Annotated in this window: 20 protein-coding genes; 11 read left to right on the forward strand and 9 right to left on the reverse strand. The window is 62.1% G+C overall.

The window, feature by feature from the left end; all coding sequences use genetic code 11:
- Positions 1-2: 2 nt before the first annotated feature.
- The 3 genes from F6S12_RS06430 to F6S12_RS06440 form a co-directional block, all read right to left on the reverse strand.
- Positions 3-953, reverse strand: a complete 951-nt coding sequence (locus F6S12_RS06430; protein ID WP_053153741.1) for a YbgA family protein — start codon at positions 951-953, stop codon at positions 3-5.
- Positions 954-1,073: 120 nt separating this feature from the next.
- Positions 1,074-1,289 (reverse strand): TIGR02450 family Trp-rich protein, encoded by a 216-nt coding sequence (locus tag F6S12_RS06435; RefSeq protein WP_015636962.1) that lies wholly within the window; start codon positions 1,287-1,289, stop codon positions 1,074-1,076.
- The gene (locus F6S12_RS06440; protein ID WP_053153738.1) at positions 1,286-2,272 is read right to left on the reverse strand and encodes an NAD(P)/FAD-dependent oxidoreductase; all 987 of its coding nucleotides are present in this window, start codon (positions 2,270-2,272) and stop codon (positions 1,286-1,288) included. The genes F6S12_RS06435 and F6S12_RS06440 overlap by 4 nt, the downstream gene beginning before the upstream one ends.
- 194 nt (positions 2,273-2,466) lie before the next feature.
- On the opposite strand from F6S12_RS06440, the gene F6S12_RS06445 reads away from it, so the two are divergent.
- Both F6S12_RS06445 and hemH read left to right on the forward strand, forming a co-directional pair.
- Positions 2,467-3,375 carry a TIGR01777 family oxidoreductase gene (locus F6S12_RS06445; RefSeq protein ID WP_015636960.1) on the forward strand — a complete coding sequence of 303 codons (909 nt, stop codon included), beginning with the start codon at positions 2,467-2,469 and terminating at the stop codon, positions 3,373-3,375.
- A gap of 8 nt (positions 3,376-3,383) precedes the next feature.
- Complete coding sequence (gene hemH / locus F6S12_RS06450) at positions 3,384-4,409, forward strand: ferrochelatase (RefSeq protein ID WP_015636959.1); 1,026 nt, start codon at positions 3,384-3,386, stop codon at positions 4,407-4,409.
- Positions 4,410-4,467: 58 nt separating this feature from the next.
- On the opposite strand, the gene F6S12_RS06455 is transcribed toward hemH, so the two are convergent.
- Together F6S12_RS06455 and upp are read right to left on the reverse strand one after the other, a co-directional pair.
- The gene (locus F6S12_RS06455) at positions 4,468-5,742 is read right to left on the reverse strand and encodes a uracil-xanthine permease family protein (RefSeq protein ID WP_011063387.1); all 1,275 of its coding nucleotides are present in this window, start codon (positions 5,740-5,742) and stop codon (positions 4,468-4,470) included.
- 2 nt (positions 5,743-5,744) lie between these two features.
- On the reverse strand, positions 5,745-6,383 hold the full coding sequence (gene upp, locus F6S12_RS06460; protein WP_011063386.1) for a uracil phosphoribosyltransferase: 639 nt from the start codon (positions 6,381-6,383) through the stop codon (positions 5,745-5,747).
- A 164-nt stretch (positions 6,384-6,547) separates the two neighbouring features.
- Here upp and F6S12_RS06465 point away from each other — a divergent pair, with 164 nt between their 5' ends.
- From F6S12_RS06465 to F6S12_RS06480, 4 genes are all read left to right on the forward strand, one after another.
- Positions 6,548-7,105: a hypoxanthine-guanine phosphoribosyltransferase gene (locus F6S12_RS06465; RefSeq protein WP_011063385.1), complete on the forward strand. Its 558-nt coding sequence runs from the start codon at positions 6,548-6,550 to the stop codon at positions 7,103-7,105.
- Positions 7,106-7,108: 3 nt separating this feature from the next.
- Positions 7,109-7,582 (forward strand): WbuC family cupin fold metalloprotein, encoded by a 474-nt coding sequence (locus tag F6S12_RS06470; protein WP_011063384.1) that lies wholly within the window; start codon positions 7,109-7,111, stop codon positions 7,580-7,582.
- 99 nt (positions 7,583-7,681) lie between these two features.
- Complete coding sequence (locus tag F6S12_RS06475) at positions 7,682-8,167, forward strand: hypothetical protein (protein ID WP_011063383.1); 486 nt, start codon at positions 7,682-7,684, stop codon at positions 8,165-8,167.
- 63 nt (positions 8,168-8,230) lie between these two features.
- Positions 8,231-8,518 (forward strand): PA4642 family protein, encoded by a 288-nt coding sequence (locus F6S12_RS06480; RefSeq protein WP_011063382.1) that lies wholly within the window; start codon positions 8,231-8,233, stop codon positions 8,516-8,518.
- Between the two features lie 66 nt (positions 8,519-8,584).
- Here F6S12_RS06480 and mqo read toward each other — a convergent pair whose 3' ends face one another.
- Complete coding sequence (gene mqo, locus F6S12_RS06485) at positions 8,585-10,096, reverse strand: malate dehydrogenase (quinone) (RefSeq protein ID WP_019095052.1); 1,512 nt, start codon at positions 10,094-10,096, stop codon at positions 8,585-8,587.
- Positions 10,097-10,831: 735 nt separating this feature from the next.
- Positions 10,832-11,065, reverse strand: a complete 234-nt coding sequence (locus F6S12_RS06490) for a hypothetical protein (RefSeq protein WP_015636956.1) — start codon at positions 11,063-11,065, stop codon at positions 10,832-10,834.
- A gap of 206 nt (positions 11,066-11,271) precedes the next feature.
- On the opposite strand from F6S12_RS06490, the gene F6S12_RS06495 reads away from it, so the two are divergent.
- A complete protein-coding gene (locus F6S12_RS06495) occupies positions 11,272-11,856 on the forward strand; it encodes a YajG family lipoprotein (RefSeq protein WP_011063379.1) in 585 nt (194 codons plus the stop codon).
- 88 nt (positions 11,857-11,944) lie between these two features.
- On the opposite strand, the gene F6S12_RS06500 is transcribed toward F6S12_RS06495, so the two are convergent.
- Positions 11,945-12,151 (reverse strand): hypothetical protein, encoded by a 207-nt coding sequence (locus F6S12_RS06500; RefSeq protein WP_011063378.1) that lies wholly within the window; start codon positions 12,149-12,151, stop codon positions 11,945-11,947.
- A 189-nt stretch (positions 12,152-12,340) separates the two neighbouring features.
- Here F6S12_RS06500 and F6S12_RS06505 point away from each other — a divergent pair, with 189 nt between their 5' ends.
- On the forward strand, positions 12,341-12,628 hold the full coding sequence (locus F6S12_RS06505) for a hypothetical protein (protein WP_015636955.1): 288 nt from the start codon (positions 12,341-12,343) through the stop codon (positions 12,626-12,628).
- Between the two features lie 66 nt (positions 12,629-12,694).
- Here the strand turns inward: F6S12_RS06505 and F6S12_RS06510 are convergent, their stop codons facing one another.
- Entirely contained in the window at positions 12,695-13,861 is a 1,167-nt protein-coding gene (locus tag F6S12_RS06510) for a 1-acyl-sn-glycerol-3-phosphate acyltransferase (protein WP_015636954.1), read from the reverse strand.
- Positions 13,862-14,001: 140 nt separating this feature from the next.
- Here F6S12_RS06510 and F6S12_RS06515 point away from each other — a divergent pair, with 140 nt between their 5' ends.
- From F6S12_RS06515 to F6S12_RS06525, 3 genes are read left to right on the forward strand one after another with little or no spacing between them, the layout of a single operon-like run.
- The gene (locus F6S12_RS06515; protein ID WP_011063375.1) at positions 14,002-14,184 is read left to right on the forward strand and encodes a CPXCG motif-containing cysteine-rich protein; all 183 of its coding nucleotides are present in this window, start codon (positions 14,002-14,004) and stop codon (positions 14,182-14,184) included.
- A gap of 16 nt (positions 14,185-14,200) precedes the next feature.
- Positions 14,201-14,461: a putative signal transducing protein gene (locus F6S12_RS06520; protein ID WP_011063374.1), complete on the forward strand. Its 261-nt coding sequence runs from the start codon at positions 14,201-14,203 to the stop codon at positions 14,459-14,461.
- A gap of 35 nt (positions 14,462-14,496) precedes the next feature.
- Positions 14,497-15,117, forward strand: a complete 621-nt coding sequence (locus tag F6S12_RS06525; protein ID WP_161466642.1) for an SOS response-associated peptidase — start codon at positions 14,497-14,499, stop codon at positions 15,115-15,117.
- Positions 15,118-15,127: the final 10 nt, after the last annotated feature.

Raw genomic sequence — 15,127 nt, forward strand, 5'->3', positions numbered from 1 at the left:
GCTCAGATCGCGTTGCGCAGGCTGAGGTTTTCCGGGTGCGGTTGCAAATACAACTGCTGGGCGATGTAGGGATCGGGGTGCTGGCGGAAGTGGTGCTTGAGTAGGGTCAGGGGCACCACCAGAGGCACGATGCCGTGACGGTACTGACCAATGACATGCTGCACTTCCTGCTTGTCCGCGCTGCTGATGGCTTGCTTGAGGTAGCCGCTCAGGTGCTGCAGCACATTGCTGTGGGTGCCGCGGGTCGCGCATTTGCTCAGCGCCGCCATCAGCTCGCTGAAATAGCGCGGGCCGATCAGGCTCGGATCGCTCTTGCCCATGCTGCCCAGCAGATTGCCCAGGGTCTTGTACTGCAGCGGGTGATGGGCCATCAGCAGGTATTTGCAGCGCGAGTGGAAGTCCGTGAGGGCGCGGCGAGTCAGGCCTTGCTTGAGCAGCGCCTGCCAGTCGCGATAGACGTAGACCCGAGTCAGGAAGTTTTCCCGCAGCACCGGATCGTTCAGGCGCCCGGCTTCTTCCACTGGCAGATCGGGATGTTTCTGACAGAACGCCTGGGCATAGATGCCGCGACCGCCGTTGCGATGGGGAATGCCGTTGGCCTGGTACACCTTGACTCGCTCCAGGCCGCAGGAGGGCGAGTTCTGCATGAAGATGTAGCCGCAGATGTCATCGACCTCGGCCGCCATGCGCTCGCCATATTCGGCCAGGGGCAGAGTGACGTCCAGGCTGGGGTCCACGGTGCCCACGGCCCGCGGCTGCTCGGGGTCGCCGACCAGTCGGATAGGTTCGCGGGGGGTGCCCATGCCGATGGCGACTTCCGGGCACAGGGGCACGAAGTCGAAGTGTTCGGTGAGGACTCGGCTGCACAGCCGGGACTCTTTGTGTCCACCGTTGTAGCGGACTTCCACACCCATCAGGCAGGCGCTGATGGCAATTTTCGGCTTGGCGGACATGCTGCAACCTCCAGGGCTTACCTGTACAAAAACCTAACGTTGTACAACCTTTCTTCATCATAGAATTAAAGTTGTACAAGTCAAATTTTTTGTATAGGTATTGCCCTGCGGTTGCGCCGGTTACCGCCAGCCCATTCGCCACTCGCTGTCGTTTTGGAGGGTTTGCCAGCTCAATCGCTGGCAGCGTCGGGTGAGCACCGCTTGCAGTTCGATGTCCAGCACTGTGCCTTCTTCATCGCAGAAGAGTTCGGTAACCAGAAAGTGCTTTTCGCGGCGCTGCGGATGGGCTGCCGTCCATTTCGACAGCAGCAGTTTGCGTGGGTTGAGTCGATTCACTGCAGGCTCTCGTGCAGCCGGCGTGCGGCCTCCTGGCCACTGAGCCAGGCGCCTTCGACCCGACCGGAGAGGCACCAGTCGCCGCATGCATACAGCCCCAGGTCGGCGTCGGCCAGGGCGCCCCATTCATGGCTGGTGGCCGGGCGGGCGTAGAGCCAGCGATGGGCCAGGCTGAAGGTCGGGGCGGGCATGACGCTGTGCAGCAGCTCGGCGAAGGCCCCGTGCAATTGTTCGGTCACGGCCTCCTTGGAAAGGTCGATGTGCTGCCGACTCCAGGCGCTGGTGGCATGCAGGACCCAGGTGTCGAGGTGGCTGTCGCGCCCGGGCTTGCTGCGGTTGCGGGCCAGCCAGTCCAGCGGGCTGTCCTGCACGAAGCAGCCTTCCATGGGGGTTTCCAGAGGGGTATCGAAGGCCAGGGCGACGGCCCAGGTCGGGTCCATTTTTACCCCGGCGGCGACGCCCGCAAGCTTCGGCGCGGCAGCCAGGAGGGCGGTGGCCTGGGGCGCCGGAGTGGCGATCACCACGTGGCTGAAGGGGCCATGGGTAAAGCCTTCGGCGTCCTGCAGGTGCCAGTGTTGTTCGCCGCGGAAGACTTCCGTGATGCGGCAGGCAAAGTGCACTTCCAGGTCGCCGATCAGTGCGCGAGTGATGGCGCTCATGCGCGGCGTCCCGACCCAGCGAGTCTGTTCATCGGGAGAAGGGCTGAGTTGTCCGCCGTGGGAGTTGTAGAGTTGTGGCGTCCATTCGGCGACCCAGCCCTTGGCTTGCCAGCGCTGGACTTCGGTGACGAAACGACGGTCACGGGCGGTAAAGTACTGAGCTCCCAGGTCCAGGCTGCCGGCATCGCTGCGTTTGCTCGACATGCGCCCGCCGCTGCCGCGGCTTTTGTCGAAAAGGTGGACGGTATGCCCGGCATCTCGTAGCGCCTGGGCGGCGGAGAGTCCGGCGATGCCGGTACCAATGATTGCGATGGGTACTGTCATAGGGGCCTCGTTTACCTTTCTGTACAGATTACGCCGCCGCCAAAACCTGTACAATATTGTTTTTTGGTATAGCTTTCGGCGTCATCGGTTGTTCAGGTTGTCTATCGTTAAAACACAGCCTGTCCGATTGAAAAGATCCCTGCTTATAAAAATAGACTAGTGATTCGGGTAAAACGCCACGCGAGGAAGATGTCATGCATATATTGCTGACCGGCGGTACTGGTTTGATCGGGCGTGCCCTGTGTCGTCACTGGCAGGCCCAGGGTCACCAGTTGAGTGTATGGACTCGCCAACCCGATAAGGTTGCCGCCCTGTGCGGTCCCCAGGTGCGGGCTGTCAAGGCGTTGCAAGAGCTGGACCAGATCCCGGTGGACGCGGTGATCAACCTGGCCGGGGCGCCGATCGCCGATCGGCCCTGGAGCCACAAGCGCAAGGCGCTGCTGTGGCACAGCCGCATTGCCCTGACTGAAACCCTGCTGGCCTGGCTCGAAAGCCGCGAACACAAACCCGGTGTGCTGGTGTCGGGCTCGGCGGTGGGCTGGTACGGCGACGGTGGCGAACGGGAGCTGAGCGAGGATTCGCCCCCGGTCAACGAGGACTTTGCCAGCCAGTTGTGCATTGCCTGGGAAGAAACTGCCCAGCGCGCCGAAGCCATGGGCGTGCGTGTGGTGCTGGTGCGCACCGGTTTGGTGCTGTCGCCCGAGGGCGGCTTTTTGTCGCGCCTGCTGCTGCCCTTCAAGCTGGGGCTGGGCGGGCCGATCGGCAACGGCCGACAATGGATGCCGTGGATTCATATCGACGATCAAATCGCCCTGATTGATTTTCTTGTGCATCAGCCTGGGGCGCAGGGTCCTTATAATGCCTGCGCGCCAAAACCGGTGCGCAACCGCGAGTTCGCCAAGACCTTGGGGCGGGTGCTGCACCGACCCGCACTAATACCGCTGCCGGCGTTTTTCCTGCGCCTGGCCTTGGGTGAATTGTCGTTGCTGTTGCTGGGAGGCCAGCGTGCCGTTCCCGCGCGGTTGCTGGAAGCGGGTTTCACTTTCCAGTTCACTGATTTGCCTGCGGCCCTGGACGCCTGTGTCCAGCCGCCTCTGAAATAGGACGTTGCATGACCGATCACGCGTTGCTCCTGGTCAACCTGGGTTCGCCGGCTTCCACTTCGGTGGCGGACGTGCGCAGCTACCTCAACCAATTCCTCATGGACCCTTATGTGATCGACCTGCCCTGGCCGGTTCGACGCTTGCTGGTGTCGCTGATCCTGATCAAGCGGCCAGAGCAATCGGCCCATGCCTACGCGTCGATCTGGTGGGAAGAGGGTTCGCCGCTGGTGGTGCTCAGCCGGCGTCTGCAGAAGGTAATGAGCGAGCAGTGGAAGCAGGGGCCGGTCGAGCTGGCGATGCGTTATGGCGAACCTTCGATCGAGTCGGCGCTGCTCAAGCTGGTGGCACAGGGACAGAAGAAGATTACCCTGGCACCACTTTACCCACAGTTCGCCGACAGCACGGTGACCACCGTGATCGAAGAGGCCAGGCGCGTGGTGCGCGAGCGCAAGCTGGACGTGCAATTCAGCGTGCTACAGCCGTTCTACGATCAGCCTGAGTACATCCAGGCCCTGGCGGCCAGCGCCAAGCCATACCTGGCCCGGGAGCATGATCATCTGTTGCTCAGCTTTCACGGCCTGCCGGAACGCCACCTGACCAAGCTCGACCCGACCGGCCAGCATTGCTTCAAGGACGCCGACTGTTGCCGCAATGCTTCGCCGGCGGTGCTGGCCACCTGTTACCGCGCCCAGTGCATGCGCACCGCATCGGCTTTGGCCGAGCACTTGGGATTGGCGGATGGCACCTGGTCGGTGTCGTTCCAGTCTCGTCTGGGACGGGCCAAGTGGATCGAGCCCTACACCGAGGCGCGGCTTGATGAATTGGCCAAGCAGGGAGTAAAGAAAGTCATGGTGATGTGCCCGGCATTTGTCGCCGACTGCATCGAAACCCTGGAGGAGATCGGTGATCGCGGTCGCGAGCAGTTTCGCGAGGCGGGAGGGGAGGACCTGGTGTTGATCCCTTGCCTGAATGACGACCCACAATGGGCCAAGGCCTTGAACGCCTTGTGCGAGCGAGCGCCGCTGGCGTTGTAAATAGCTTCGCCGGCAAGCCGGCTCCTGCGTGGGAGACAGCTTGCCGGCGAAGGGTTCTCTAGATCAAAGGCTCATCGGCCTTCTTGTTTTTCCAGCCGTCGTTCCCCGGCAGTACCAGGTTCAGCACGATGGCGACAACGGCGCACAGGGCGATGCCCTTGAGGCCGAAATCATCCGGACCGGTACCGGTTCCCACCAGCACGCCGCCAATGCCGAACACCAGGGTCACCGAGACGATCACCAGGTTGCGGGCTTCGCCCAGGTCGATCTTGTGGCGGATCAGGGTATTCATCCCCACCGCGGCGATCGAGCCGAACAGCAGGCAGAGAATCCCGCCCATCACTGGCACCGGGATGCTTTGCAGCAGCGCGCCGAACTTGCCGATAAAGGCCAGGGTGATGGCGAAGACCGCCGCCCAGGTCATGATTTTCGGGTTGTAGTTCTTGGTCAGCATCACCGCGCCAGTGACTTCGGCGTAGGTGGTGTTGGGCGGCCCGCCGAACAGGCCGGCAGCGGTGGTGGCGATGCCGTCACCGAACAGGGTGCGGTGCAGACCGGGCTTCTTCAGGTAGTCGCGGCCGGTGACGCTGCCGACCGCAATCACGCCACCGATGTGCTCGATGGCCGGTGCCAGGGCGACCGGGACGATGAACAGGATCGCCTGCCAGTTGAACTCCGGTGCGGTGAAGTGCGGCAGCGCCAGCCAGGGGGCGGCGGCGATCTTCGCGGTGTCCACCACGCCGAAGTAGAACGACAGGGCAAACCCCACCAGCACGCCGGAAATGATCGGCACCAGGCGAAAGATGCCTTTGCCGAACACCGCGACGATCAGGGTGGTGAGCAGCGCGGGCATCGAGATCATCATCGCCGTCTGGTAATGAATCAGCTCGCTGCCGTCACCGGCCTTGCCCATGGCCATGTTGGCGGCGATGGGGGCCATGGCCAGGCCGATGGAAATGATCACCGGGCCAATGACCACCGGCGGCAACAGGCGGTCGATGAAACCGGTGCCCTTGATCTTCACGGCCAGGCCGAGGAAGGTGTAGACGAAGCCCGCCGCCATTACCCCGCCCATGGTCGCCGCGAGGCCGAACTGGCCCTTGGCGAGAATGATCGGGGTGATGAAGGCAAAGCTCGACGCCAGGAAGACCGGCACCTGGCGCCCGGTCACCACCTGGAACAACAGAGTCCCGAGACCCGCCGTGAACAGCGCCACGTTCGGGTCGAGACCGGTGATCAGCGGCATCAACACCAGGGCACCGAAGGCCACGAAGAGCATCTGGGCGCCAGACAGTACCTGGCGCCAGAGCGGATCGTTGAACTCGTCCTGCATGATCAGGAATCCTTCTGCTTGGTGCCGAAGATCTTGTCACCGGCATCACCCAGGCCAGGAATGATGTAGCCATGCTCGTTGAGCTTCTGATCGATGGAAGCGGTGTAGATGGTCACGTCCGGGTGCGCCTGCTCGACGGCGGCGATGCCCTCGGGGGCGGCCACCAGGACCATGGCGCGGATGTCACGGCAGCCGGCCTTTTTCAACAGGTCGATGGTGGCGACCATGGAACTGCCGGTGGCCAGCATCGGGTCGATGATCATCGCCAGGCGCTCGTCGATTTCCGGTACCAGTTTTTCCAGGTAAGTGTGGGCTTGCAGGGTTTCCTCATTGCGCGCCACGCCTACGGCGCTGACCTTGGCGCCCGGGATCAGGCTCAGCACGCCTTCGAGCATGCCGATGCCGGCACGCAGGATCGGTACCACGGTAATCTTCTTGCCGGCGATCTTCTCGACCTGGACAGGGCCGCACCAGCCTGGAATCTCGTAGCTTTCCAGGGGCAGGTCTTTGGTGGCTTCGTACGTCAGCAGGGCACCGACTTCCTGAGCGAGCTCGCGAAAGTTCTTCGTGCTAATGTCTGCGCGGCGCATAAGGCCAAGTTTGTGTCGGATCAGCGGATGGCGGATCTCACGGATGGGCATAGGGAAAGGCTCCGGCGGCGGGCAAAAAAAACGGCCTAGATTAATCTATCCGGGGTTGTTGTCCTATAGACATAAAGTACGTTAGTCCAGAAACGCTTGATCTGACCGGGCCGGATGCGTACCTTTGCCCGCTTTTCCGAAACTGCCACCCCTTGGAGAGCGCCATGTCCGCTGATCTCGAGCATATCCGTCAAATCATGCGCGAGGCTGACTGCCTGTACACCGAAGCTGAAGTCGAGGCGGCCATCGCCCGGGTCGGTGCACAAATCACTGAAGAACTGGCTGAGCGCAATCCGGTGGTGTTCTGCGTCATGAACGGTGGCCTGATCTTCGCGGGCAAGCTGCTGACCCACCTGCGCTTTCCCCTGGAAGCCTCCTACCTGCACGCTACCCGCTACCGCAACGAAACCAGCGGCGGTGAGCTGTTCTGGAAGTCCAAGCCGGAAGTCTCCTTTATCGACCGCGACGTGCTGATCATCGACGACATCCTCGATGAAGGTCACACCCTGGGCGCGATCATCGACTTCTGCAAACACGCCGGCGCCCGCGCCGTGCACACGGCCGTGCTGATCGACAAGGACCACGACCGCAAGGCCCGTCCGGACCTCAAGGCCGACTACATGGGCCTGCCTTGCGTGGACCGCTACGTGTTCGGCTACGGCATGGACTACAAGGGCTACTGGCGTAACGCTGCCGGCATCTATGCCGTCAAGGGCATGTAAGCGATGACCGGGCCGAGCTTTCTCGATCAAGCGTTGTTCAGCGACCTGGCTGAGAAAGCCGCGGCCAACCCCCGCGGTCGTCAGCACCACAACTTCCATGCCATGGAAGAGCCTTGCCACCGGATGGCGGTGGGGCTGCAACCCTCCACTTATGTTCCGCCGCATCGCCACCTGAGCGCTGACAAGGCCGAGACCCTGCTGGTGCTCAAGGGGCGCCTGGGCGTGCTGATTTTCGATGAAGCGGGCCAGGTCCAGGGCAAGCGGGTGCTGCAGGCCGGCGGCGACTGCGTCGGTGTGGACTTGCCGGCCGGGGTTTTCCACGGCCTGGTGGTGCTGGAGCCCGACAGCCTGATGTTCGAATGCAAGGCCGGCCCTTATCGCCCAGTGGGCGAGGGTGAGCAGGCCAGTTGGGCGCCCCGTGAAGGCGAGCCCGGCGTGGCCGAATACCAGGCCTGGATGCGCGCCCAGTTCGACTGAACAGGCCCGCGCCCGTGACAGCGGCCTACCGTCGGTAACGGTGCAAGATTTGCGGTAAAAACCCGTGCTAGAGTGCTCGGCCCTTGTCTGGAGCCTGTCATGAGCCTGTTGATTCGCAGTAGCGCGGCCCTTCTTCTGTGCTTGAGCCTGCCCCTGGCAGCCGCCCCGGCCCCCTTGCACGGGCAGTTCCTGCCTCCCGATGATCTGACTCTGCGCGACAGCGTCCCGCAACAGCAGCAGTTGTTGCAGGTCACCGAGTATTCGGTGGTGATCGGCAGCCAGCGCCAATCGAACCAGCAACCGATTCCCGTGACTTCGCCAGTGTGGGTGCGGCTCAAGGGCAAGCCGTTGAACAAGGGCGCCACCATCAGCCAGGTGCTGGTGAACTTCGACGGTGAAAGCAAAAGCCTGAAAAAGCCGCAGTTCGATGCCAAGACCCGGACCCTGACCCTGTATTACCCGCTGGCCCAGTACCGTGCGGTGATGGACCTGTTGCGCAACGACACGGTGTATTGCCAGTTCCTCAGCTATGCCAACGGGCACATCTGGGCTGACCTGCATACCGGCAGCGTGCGTTCGCGTTGAGGCCATATGCGGGCTGGGGGTAAACTGCCCGCCCCGTGAAATGTCTGCGAGCTGGAGTCGGCAATGCGTAAAGATAAGAAACAAGTGATTGGTGACGAGATCAGCGACGAGCAGATCAAGTTGTTCCTCGATTTCGAGCCGGTCGATGCAACTTCGCCGTCCCTGCACAAGCTGATCAAGGCCTATCGTGGCCTGCGCATCGATGATTTCGAACGCTTCCTGACCTTCTTCGTCGAAGCCGGTTTCGACCTGGATGGCAAGGATGAGCACGGCCAGACCTTCGTCGACCTGATCCGCGATCAGCGCAACGCCGCCGACTACATCGAGCTGATGGACAACGCCCGCGGCTGATCTTCTCGCCAGGCATAAAAAACGCCCCGTCCTGCGAAGGACGGGGCGTTTTTCATTCAGCGCGGATCAGGCGCAGCTTTCGGTTTCCTTGCTTGGCTCGACCAGCTCCAGGCTCAGGTTGTTTTCGCTGTTGATCTGGTGGTACAGCGTTGCGTCGGTTTCCAGGACCTTTTCCCGTGCCGGGAAGATTTCCTTGAGCTTGGCAGCCCATTCGCCGCTGGCCTTGGCCGGGAAGCAGCGCTCGATCAGCTCCAGCATGATCGAAACGGTCACCGAGGCACCTGGCGAGGCGCCGAGCAGGGCGGCCAGAGAGCCGTCCTTGGCGGCCACCAGTTCGGTACCGAACTGCAGGATGCCGCCTTTCTTCGGATCCTTCTTGATGATCTGCACCCGCTGGCCGGCCACCTCCAGGCGCCAGTCCTCGGCCTTGGCCTCGGGGTAGAAGCGGCGCAGGGATTCCAGGCGCTGTTCCATGGACTGCATGACTTCGCTGACCAGGTACTTGGTCAGGTCCATGTTGTCCCGGGCCACGGCCAGCATCGGGCCGATGTTGCCGGCGCGTACCGACATCGGCAGGTCGAGGAACGAGCCGTGCTTGAGGAACTTGGTGGTAAAGCCGGCATAAGGCCCGAACAGCAGGGACTTCTTGCCTTCGACCACGCGGGTGTCCAGGTGCGGCACGGACATCGGTGGCGAGCCCACGGCCGCCTGGCTGTAGACCTTGGCCTGGTGCTGCTTGACCACTTCCGGGTTGTCGCAACGCAGCCACTGGCCGCTCACCGGGAAACCGCCGAAGCCCTTGCTTTCCTCGATGCCCGAGGCCTGCAGCAGGGGCAGGGCCGCGCCACCGGCGCCGAGGAACACGAACTTGGCGTCGACTTCGCGGGTACTGCCGCTGTTGACGTCCTTGATGCTCACGGTCCAGCCGTTGGCCTTGTTGCGCTTGAGGCCTGTGACACGCTTGCAGTACTTGACCTGGGCATCGGGAGCGCTGGTCAGGTGCTTGAGCAACTGGTTGGTCAGGGCGCCGAAGTTGACGTCGGTACCGTTGAGCACGCGAGTGGCGGCGATGGTTTCGTCCGCTGGGCGGCCCGGCATCATCAGCGGCATCCACTCGGCCATCTTGGCCTTGTCTTCGGTGTATTCCATGTCCGCGAAGGCATGGTGCTGGCTCAGTACTTCAAAGCGCTTCTTGAGGAAGGAAACGCCTTTTTCGCCCTGTACGAAGCTCAGGTGCGGCACGGGGCTGATGAAGGACTTGGACGAGCCGAAGGTGCCTTTCTTGGTCAGGTAGGACCAGAACTGCTTCGACACCTCGAACTGGGTGTTGATGTGCACGGCTTTCTTGATGTCGATGCTGCCATCGGCGGCCTGTGGCGTGTAGTTCAGCTCACAGAGGCCGGCATGGCCGGTACCGGCGTTGTTCCACGGGTTGGAACTTTCCGCGGCACCCGAATCCATCAGCTCGACGACTTCCAGCTTGATCGCGGGGTCGAGCTCTTTGAGCAGTACAGCAAGGGTGGCACTCATGATGCCGGCCCCGACCAATACGACGTCTACTGCTTCGTTATGCGCCATTAACGCGTCTCCAAAATCTGCAGCACCAAATTGACGGCATGGCTGCCAGGAGTGACGGGGCGGTTCACGTAATGCCCCAGGTTACCCATGGCCAGGATCGCCATGTCCGAATCTTCGCAATTTTTTGCAACTACCACGGACGCTGCCAACCGGGCCTCAAGGTGCGTATGAACGCATCTCGGGGAGCCTCGGGCAATTCGACTTATGGTCGATACATCCGCTCGTGCAACCAAATCCGTCAGCGGACAGGCTTCAAGCACCAGTTCTTGAGGAGTGCTCGGTCCTGTGTAATCGGGCTGTTGTAGAGGCCAATGGTGCCAGTTCAGACGCAAAACTATTCATTTGCTCGCCACACTCTTGTGAAGTTGTGAAAACCCGTTTTTTCACGCTCTTTTGAAGACGTGAACCTCAAAAAAGGGCTGCCTCAGCCTGGCACCTGGCCCGCGCGGTGATGCCGGCAAAGGATGCGGGCACGACGGGCAAACAGCTTTAAGTGGCCGAGCAACGGCAGCTCTGCAGTTTCGCGAAAAGTGGAGGTTTGCAAGGTGAACAGCAAGCACGCCAGCTTCACTCGAACTGTGTGGGCGGCTCTCTGTGGGCGGTGCGGGGTGCCAAAGCAGTGGCGTTGGCGGTACTGCGAGGCCCGATCAGGAGACGTCCTTATAATCGGGGGGAGATTGTAACGAAGAAATGCGCAGAAATGATCCTGTTTCGCGACTTTTATTAGGCTTTTGGTCAGGTGGCCAGTATCGGTTGCACCCGGGAGCGAGCGCAGCGCGGGCTGACCCGGGCGCTGGCGGGCAGCGCCTGGTGCAACCAGTTCAGGCGAATTTCCTGGATTTCCACCCAGCCATCGCCTACCGGGGCCAGCAGGCAGTGCTTGAAGGCCTGGCAACGTCCCTGGTTGTCCAGCAGGGCGAAGCTGCGAAACTGTTGACGGGGGGCGAACAGGGAACGGAGGAAGTTCATGACCAGGTACCTGAATGTGTCATTGACGATAAGAATGCCCTTGAGCCGTTACATCATGATGTATTGCCAGTGAACGGCAGGTTACAGGAACCCGGTTGTACGGGACCTGTCTGAGTCTTGACTAAGTCATGCCTGGCGCTGGTTTGCCGTCCTTGTGCACCGCTATACTGCGGGCCTGTTTGTGCCTGATTCCTGGAGAGATGAGCATGTTGCAACGCCTGTTGTTCGGTTTGATCACTGTGACCAGCCTGTCGCTGGTGGGTTGCGCCCACAGCCCGCAACAACTGAGCCCGGAGCCCAAGCTCACTGCCCAGCTGGCGCCTGTCGGCCATGGCCAGCCGGTGGTGGTGAAAGTGGTTGATGGACGTCCTTCGCCGACCCTGGGCACCCGTGGCGGCCTGTACCCGGAAACCAGTGCCATCACCGTGCAGAGCGCGCAGATCCTGCCCAAGCTGCAGGCCCAGGCCGAAGCCGCAGTGCGCCTGCTGGGCTTTACTCCGACCGCCGGTGGCGCCAACGCCCCTCAGTTGACCGTGACCCTGGCCGAGCTCAAGTACCAGTCGCCTAAAGAAGGCCTGTACGTGACCGAGGCCACCATCGGTGCCACCTTCCGCTCGGATGTGCAGAACGCCAACCGTCGTTACAGCGGCCGTTACGGTGCTTCCCTGGACCAGCGTTTCGGCATGGCGCCGAACCAGGACACCAATACCAAGCTGGTGGGTGATGTGCTCAGCGATGCCCTGACCCGCTTGTTCAAGGATCCGACCGTGGGCCAGATCCTCGGCGAGTAACCCGCGCCTGGCCGGGGTTTGAGCCCTGGCCAAGCAACGAAAAAGCCCGGCTGCCTGATGGCGCGCCGGGCTTTTTTATGGGCGCGGATCAGGCCGCCTCGACGTAGAAGTCCAGCATACTGACGCCCGTCAGCAGGTCTGTTTCCGGCAGGTCCGCGTGCTGGTGCCCGCCCAGGGCGCAATACACCAGCCAGTGCCGGTCCTGCACGTTGAACGCCAGGGCGCCCACCAGCGCCTGCTGTTCTTCACTGGGGGCGATCAGGTAAAGGCGGTCCTGGTTTTCGGCGTGCAGCATGACAAGCTCCGTGGGTTTCGAGGGGCGACAGACTGGCTTGTTTAGATGACGAAAAGATGACGCTTTAAATTAATGGACCGGCGTCTCGTTACTGGTCGGAAAGCCCCCCGCGTTTTGTCGGGGATTGAGTAGAATCCGCGCCGCGGGTGCACTCGACGGCCCGTATACGGCTTTCCTCCGAGGTTCATGATGTCGCTGCAACTGATCTGGTCGATGTTCAACGCCCATCCCGCCAAACTGATCAACCTGCTTGCCCTGCTGTTCGCCTGCCCAGGCAGCTGGCTGCTGCACGCTACCCGCCGTCGTGAACTGCGGGCCCTGGCCAATCTGGCCGTGCAGAGCGAGGGACGGGCGGTGGATCAGCCGCTGCTGATGCTGGATCCCGCAACCTTGCGCATCAATAGGTTTTTCTACCGCTTCGGCTTCGCCTGCCTTGGCCTGGCGTTGCTGGTGTCCTGGATCAGCACCCGGTTCTGATCAACCCCCAGGTTGCAGAAACGACAACGGCGCCCGCAGGCGCCGTTGTGCTTTCCAGTCCGGCCGTTACAGCGCCAGACCGGCCTTGACCCGATACTGGTTGCGCACCGGATTGGCGTATTGCAGTACCAGGTACGGCCGGTGTTCTGCCGGGCAGGCATCCAGCCGGCGCTGCCATTCCTGTTCGGCCTTGGCCAGCTCCTGGGCCGGGAAGACCTCGGCGGCCGTTGGCACCTGCAGTTGTGGATCGGCATCGCTCCACTGGGCATAGGCCAGGTAGTGCACCGGGAACAGGCGGTAGCCGCCGAGGATCTGCCGGTCCATTTCCATGGCCAGTTGCTTGGTGTCCTCGAAGGATTCGCTGATGGGCGCGGCGAAGTTCACGTGGACCCGGCCTTTATAGCCGGTGATGCCCTTGGCGATGCTCACGTCATCCTCGCCTGGTGCCTTGGTATAGGTGCCGGTGGTGGCGCGGATGTACAGCTCGCGGGCCTTGGCCTGGTCGCAGGGGTCGTATTCGTAGCTGATGGACACCGGTGTCAGGTTCAACGACTGGATGACCTCGCCGAACGGCTCGTCCTTGCGGCTCATGTGGAACATCTTGAGGATCGCCGACTCGGTGCGATCGTCGCCATCCTTGGCCCGGCCCTCGGCCTGGGCGATCCAGATCGACTGGCCGTCGTTGCGGATCGAATGGTTGATATAGGCCGACAGCAGCTGGTAGGCCGCGAGCTTTTCCCGGCGACCGCTGATGGAACGGTGCACGATGAAACTCTTGTTCAGGCGCATCAGGTCGCTGACAAACGGCTTCTGCAGCAGGTTGTCGCCAATGGCGATGCGTGGCGTCGGCAGGCCGGCGTGGTACACCGCGTAGTTGACGAAGGCCGGGTCCATGACGATGTCGCGGTGGTTGGCCAGGAACACATAGGCGGTGCCCGACTTGAACTGCTCGACGCCGGTGTAGGTCACGCCGTCGGTGGCCCGCTCGATGGTGTGGTCGACGTAGAATTCGACCTTGTCCTGCAGGGTGGCCACCGAAGTGACCCCGGCAAACTCACGGCGCAGGCGGTGAGCGATCAGGGGTTTGAGCAGCCAGCCGAAAGTCTTGGCAAAACGCGGGAAGCGAAAGTGGGTGAGGATATCTAGAAACGCCTTGTCACCGAGCAGCCGGGCCAGCACCGCTGGTACTTCGCTGTCGTGGTAAGGTCGGATGGCATCGAATTCGCCCATCATGCTCTCTTGTTAGAAACGGCTAGGGTAAGAAAAGGTTCGGATCGAAAAAAAGCCGGGCACGGTCTGAAAATTCAGCTCAAACAAAAAAAGCCCTGCAAATAGACCGGCGATTATACGCATAAGTCACTCTGGAGACGGCGATGCTGGAAACCGACCATTATCAGTGCCCTTACTGTGGTGAACAGGCAGAGGCGGTGCTGGACCTGTCTGGCGGCGACCAGACCTATATCGAAGACTGCCCGGTGTGCTGCCGGCCCATTGTATTCACCCTGCAAACCGACGGTCGGGAATGGATGCTCGACGTTCACAGTGAAAACGACTGAATGGGGAGTGGCCCTTATGCAGCGCATCTACGAGCCGGAAAACCTGCTGGAAGGCGAGTTGCTCCAGTGCATGCTGGCCAGCGAGGGGATCGAGGCCCATCTGCAGGGGCGCGATCTGTTGGGCGGGGCAGGGGAGCTGCCGCTGTTCGGGCTGCTGGGGCTGTCGGTGGAAAACCACCAGGCGCAACAGGCGCGAGAGCTGATCGCTGCGTACAATGCGGCCCTGCCGTTGCCCTTTGATGAACCGGACAATTTTGCCGGGGTGCTGGTCTGTTAGGCTGAGCGCCGATTTGCCGAGAGTTGTATTGCCCCATGTGTGGACGTTATGCCCTGTTTCGCTGGAACCCCGCGTTTGCCGCCTTGCCGGGATTTCCCGCCGACCAGAAGGCGCAGTGGAACATCTCGCCCAATGATTCGGTGCTGATCCAGCGCGCGGAAAATGGCCAGCGCACCCTGGCCCGGGCCCGCTGGGGGCTGACACCGCCGTGGCTCACGGACCTTTCCCGGACGCCCGCCCATGCGCGGGCGGAAACCCTGGCGGAGCAGCCGATGTTTCGCCAGGCCTTTCGCGAGCGGCGCTGCCTGCTGCCGGCCAATGGTTTCTACGAATGGCGCGGCGGCACCCGCAAGCGCCCCTACTGGCTGACGCCGGGGGAAGGTTCGTCGATCTTTTTTGCCGCGATATGGGAGGCCTACCCGGTGCAGGAGCAGGTCTGGCTGAGCACTGCAGTGGTAACCCAGGCGGCTTCCAATCTGCGTCGCCCGCTGATCCTCGATGCCGCCGGCCAGCAAGCCTGGCTCGATCCCGAGACCCCCTTGCATGCCCTGCAAGCCTTGCTGGCCAGCCCGCCGGCAGCCCTGCGCGAGCGGATCCTGGCCAACCTGGTCAATGACCCCAAGCTCAACGGCCCCGAGTGCCTGACCCCCGCCTGAAGCATCAACT

Source organism: Pseudomonas sp. JV245A (assembly GCF_032424515.1).
Classification (GTDB): Bacteria; Pseudomonadota; Gammaproteobacteria; order Pseudomonadales; family Pseudomonadaceae; genus Aquipseudomonas; species Aquipseudomonas protegens.

Excerpts from the sequence above, each read along its gene's own strand:
- F6S12_RS06430 (WP_053153741.1), bottom strand. The coding sequence starts at position 953 with ATGTCCGCCAAGCCGAAAATTGCCATCAGCGCCTGCCTGATGGGTGTG.
- F6S12_RS06440 (WP_053153738.1), bottom strand. The coding sequence starts at position 2,272 with ATGACAGTACCCATCGCAATCATTGGTACCGGCATCGCCGGACTCTCC.
- F6S12_RS06445 (WP_015636960.1), top strand. The coding sequence starts at position 2,467 with ATGCATATATTGCTGACCGGCGGTACTGGTTTGATCGGGCGTGCCCTG.
- hemH (WP_015636959.1), top strand. The coding sequence starts at position 3,384 with ATGACCGATCACGCGTTGCTCCTGGTCAACCTGGGTTCGCCGGCTTCC.
- F6S12_RS06455 (WP_011063387.1), bottom strand. The coding sequence starts at position 5,742 with ATGCAGGACGAGTTCAACGATCCGCTCTGGCGCCAGGTACTGTCTGGC.
- upp (WP_011063386.1), bottom strand. The coding sequence starts at position 6,383 with ATGCCCATCCGTGAGATCCGCCATCCGCTGATCCGACACAAACTTGGC.
- F6S12_RS06465 (WP_011063385.1), top strand. The coding sequence starts at position 6,548 with ATGTCCGCTGATCTCGAGCATATCCGTCAAATCATGCGCGAGGCTGAC.
- F6S12_RS06470 (WP_011063384.1), top strand. The coding sequence starts at position 7,109 with ATGACCGGGCCGAGCTTTCTCGATCAAGCGTTGTTCAGCGACCTGGCT.
- F6S12_RS06475 (WP_011063383.1), top strand. The coding sequence starts at position 7,682 with ATGAGCCTGTTGATTCGCAGTAGCGCGGCCCTTCTTCTGTGCTTGAGC.
- F6S12_RS06480 (WP_011063382.1), top strand. The coding sequence starts at position 8,231 with ATGCGTAAAGATAAGAAACAAGTGATTGGTGACGAGATCAGCGACGAG.
- mqo (WP_019095052.1), bottom strand. The coding sequence starts at position 10,096 with ATGGCGCATAACGAAGCAGTAGACGTCGTATTGGTCGGGGCCGGCATC.
- F6S12_RS06490 (WP_015636956.1), bottom strand. The coding sequence starts at position 11,065 with ATGAACTTCCTCCGTTCCCTGTTCGCCCCCCGTCAACAGTTTCGCAGC.
- F6S12_RS06495 (WP_011063379.1), top strand. The coding sequence starts at position 11,272 with ATGTTGCAACGCCTGTTGTTCGGTTTGATCACTGTGACCAGCCTGTCG.
- F6S12_RS06500 (WP_011063378.1), bottom strand. The coding sequence starts at position 12,151 with ATGCTGCACGCCGAAAACCAGGACCGCCTTTACCTGATCGCCCCCAGT.
- F6S12_RS06505 (WP_015636955.1), top strand. The coding sequence starts at position 12,341 with ATGTCGCTGCAACTGATCTGGTCGATGTTCAACGCCCATCCCGCCAAA.
- F6S12_RS06510 (WP_015636954.1), bottom strand. The coding sequence starts at position 13,861 with ATGATGGGCGAATTCGATGCCATCCGACCTTACCACGACAGCGAAGTA.
- F6S12_RS06515 (WP_011063375.1), top strand. The coding sequence starts at position 14,002 with ATGCTGGAAACCGACCATTATCAGTGCCCTTACTGTGGTGAACAGGCA.
- F6S12_RS06520 (WP_011063374.1), top strand. The coding sequence starts at position 14,201 with ATGCAGCGCATCTACGAGCCGGAAAACCTGCTGGAAGGCGAGTTGCTC.
- F6S12_RS06525 (WP_161466642.1), top strand. The coding sequence starts at position 14,497 with ATGTGTGGACGTTATGCCCTGTTTCGCTGGAACCCCGCGTTTGCCGCC.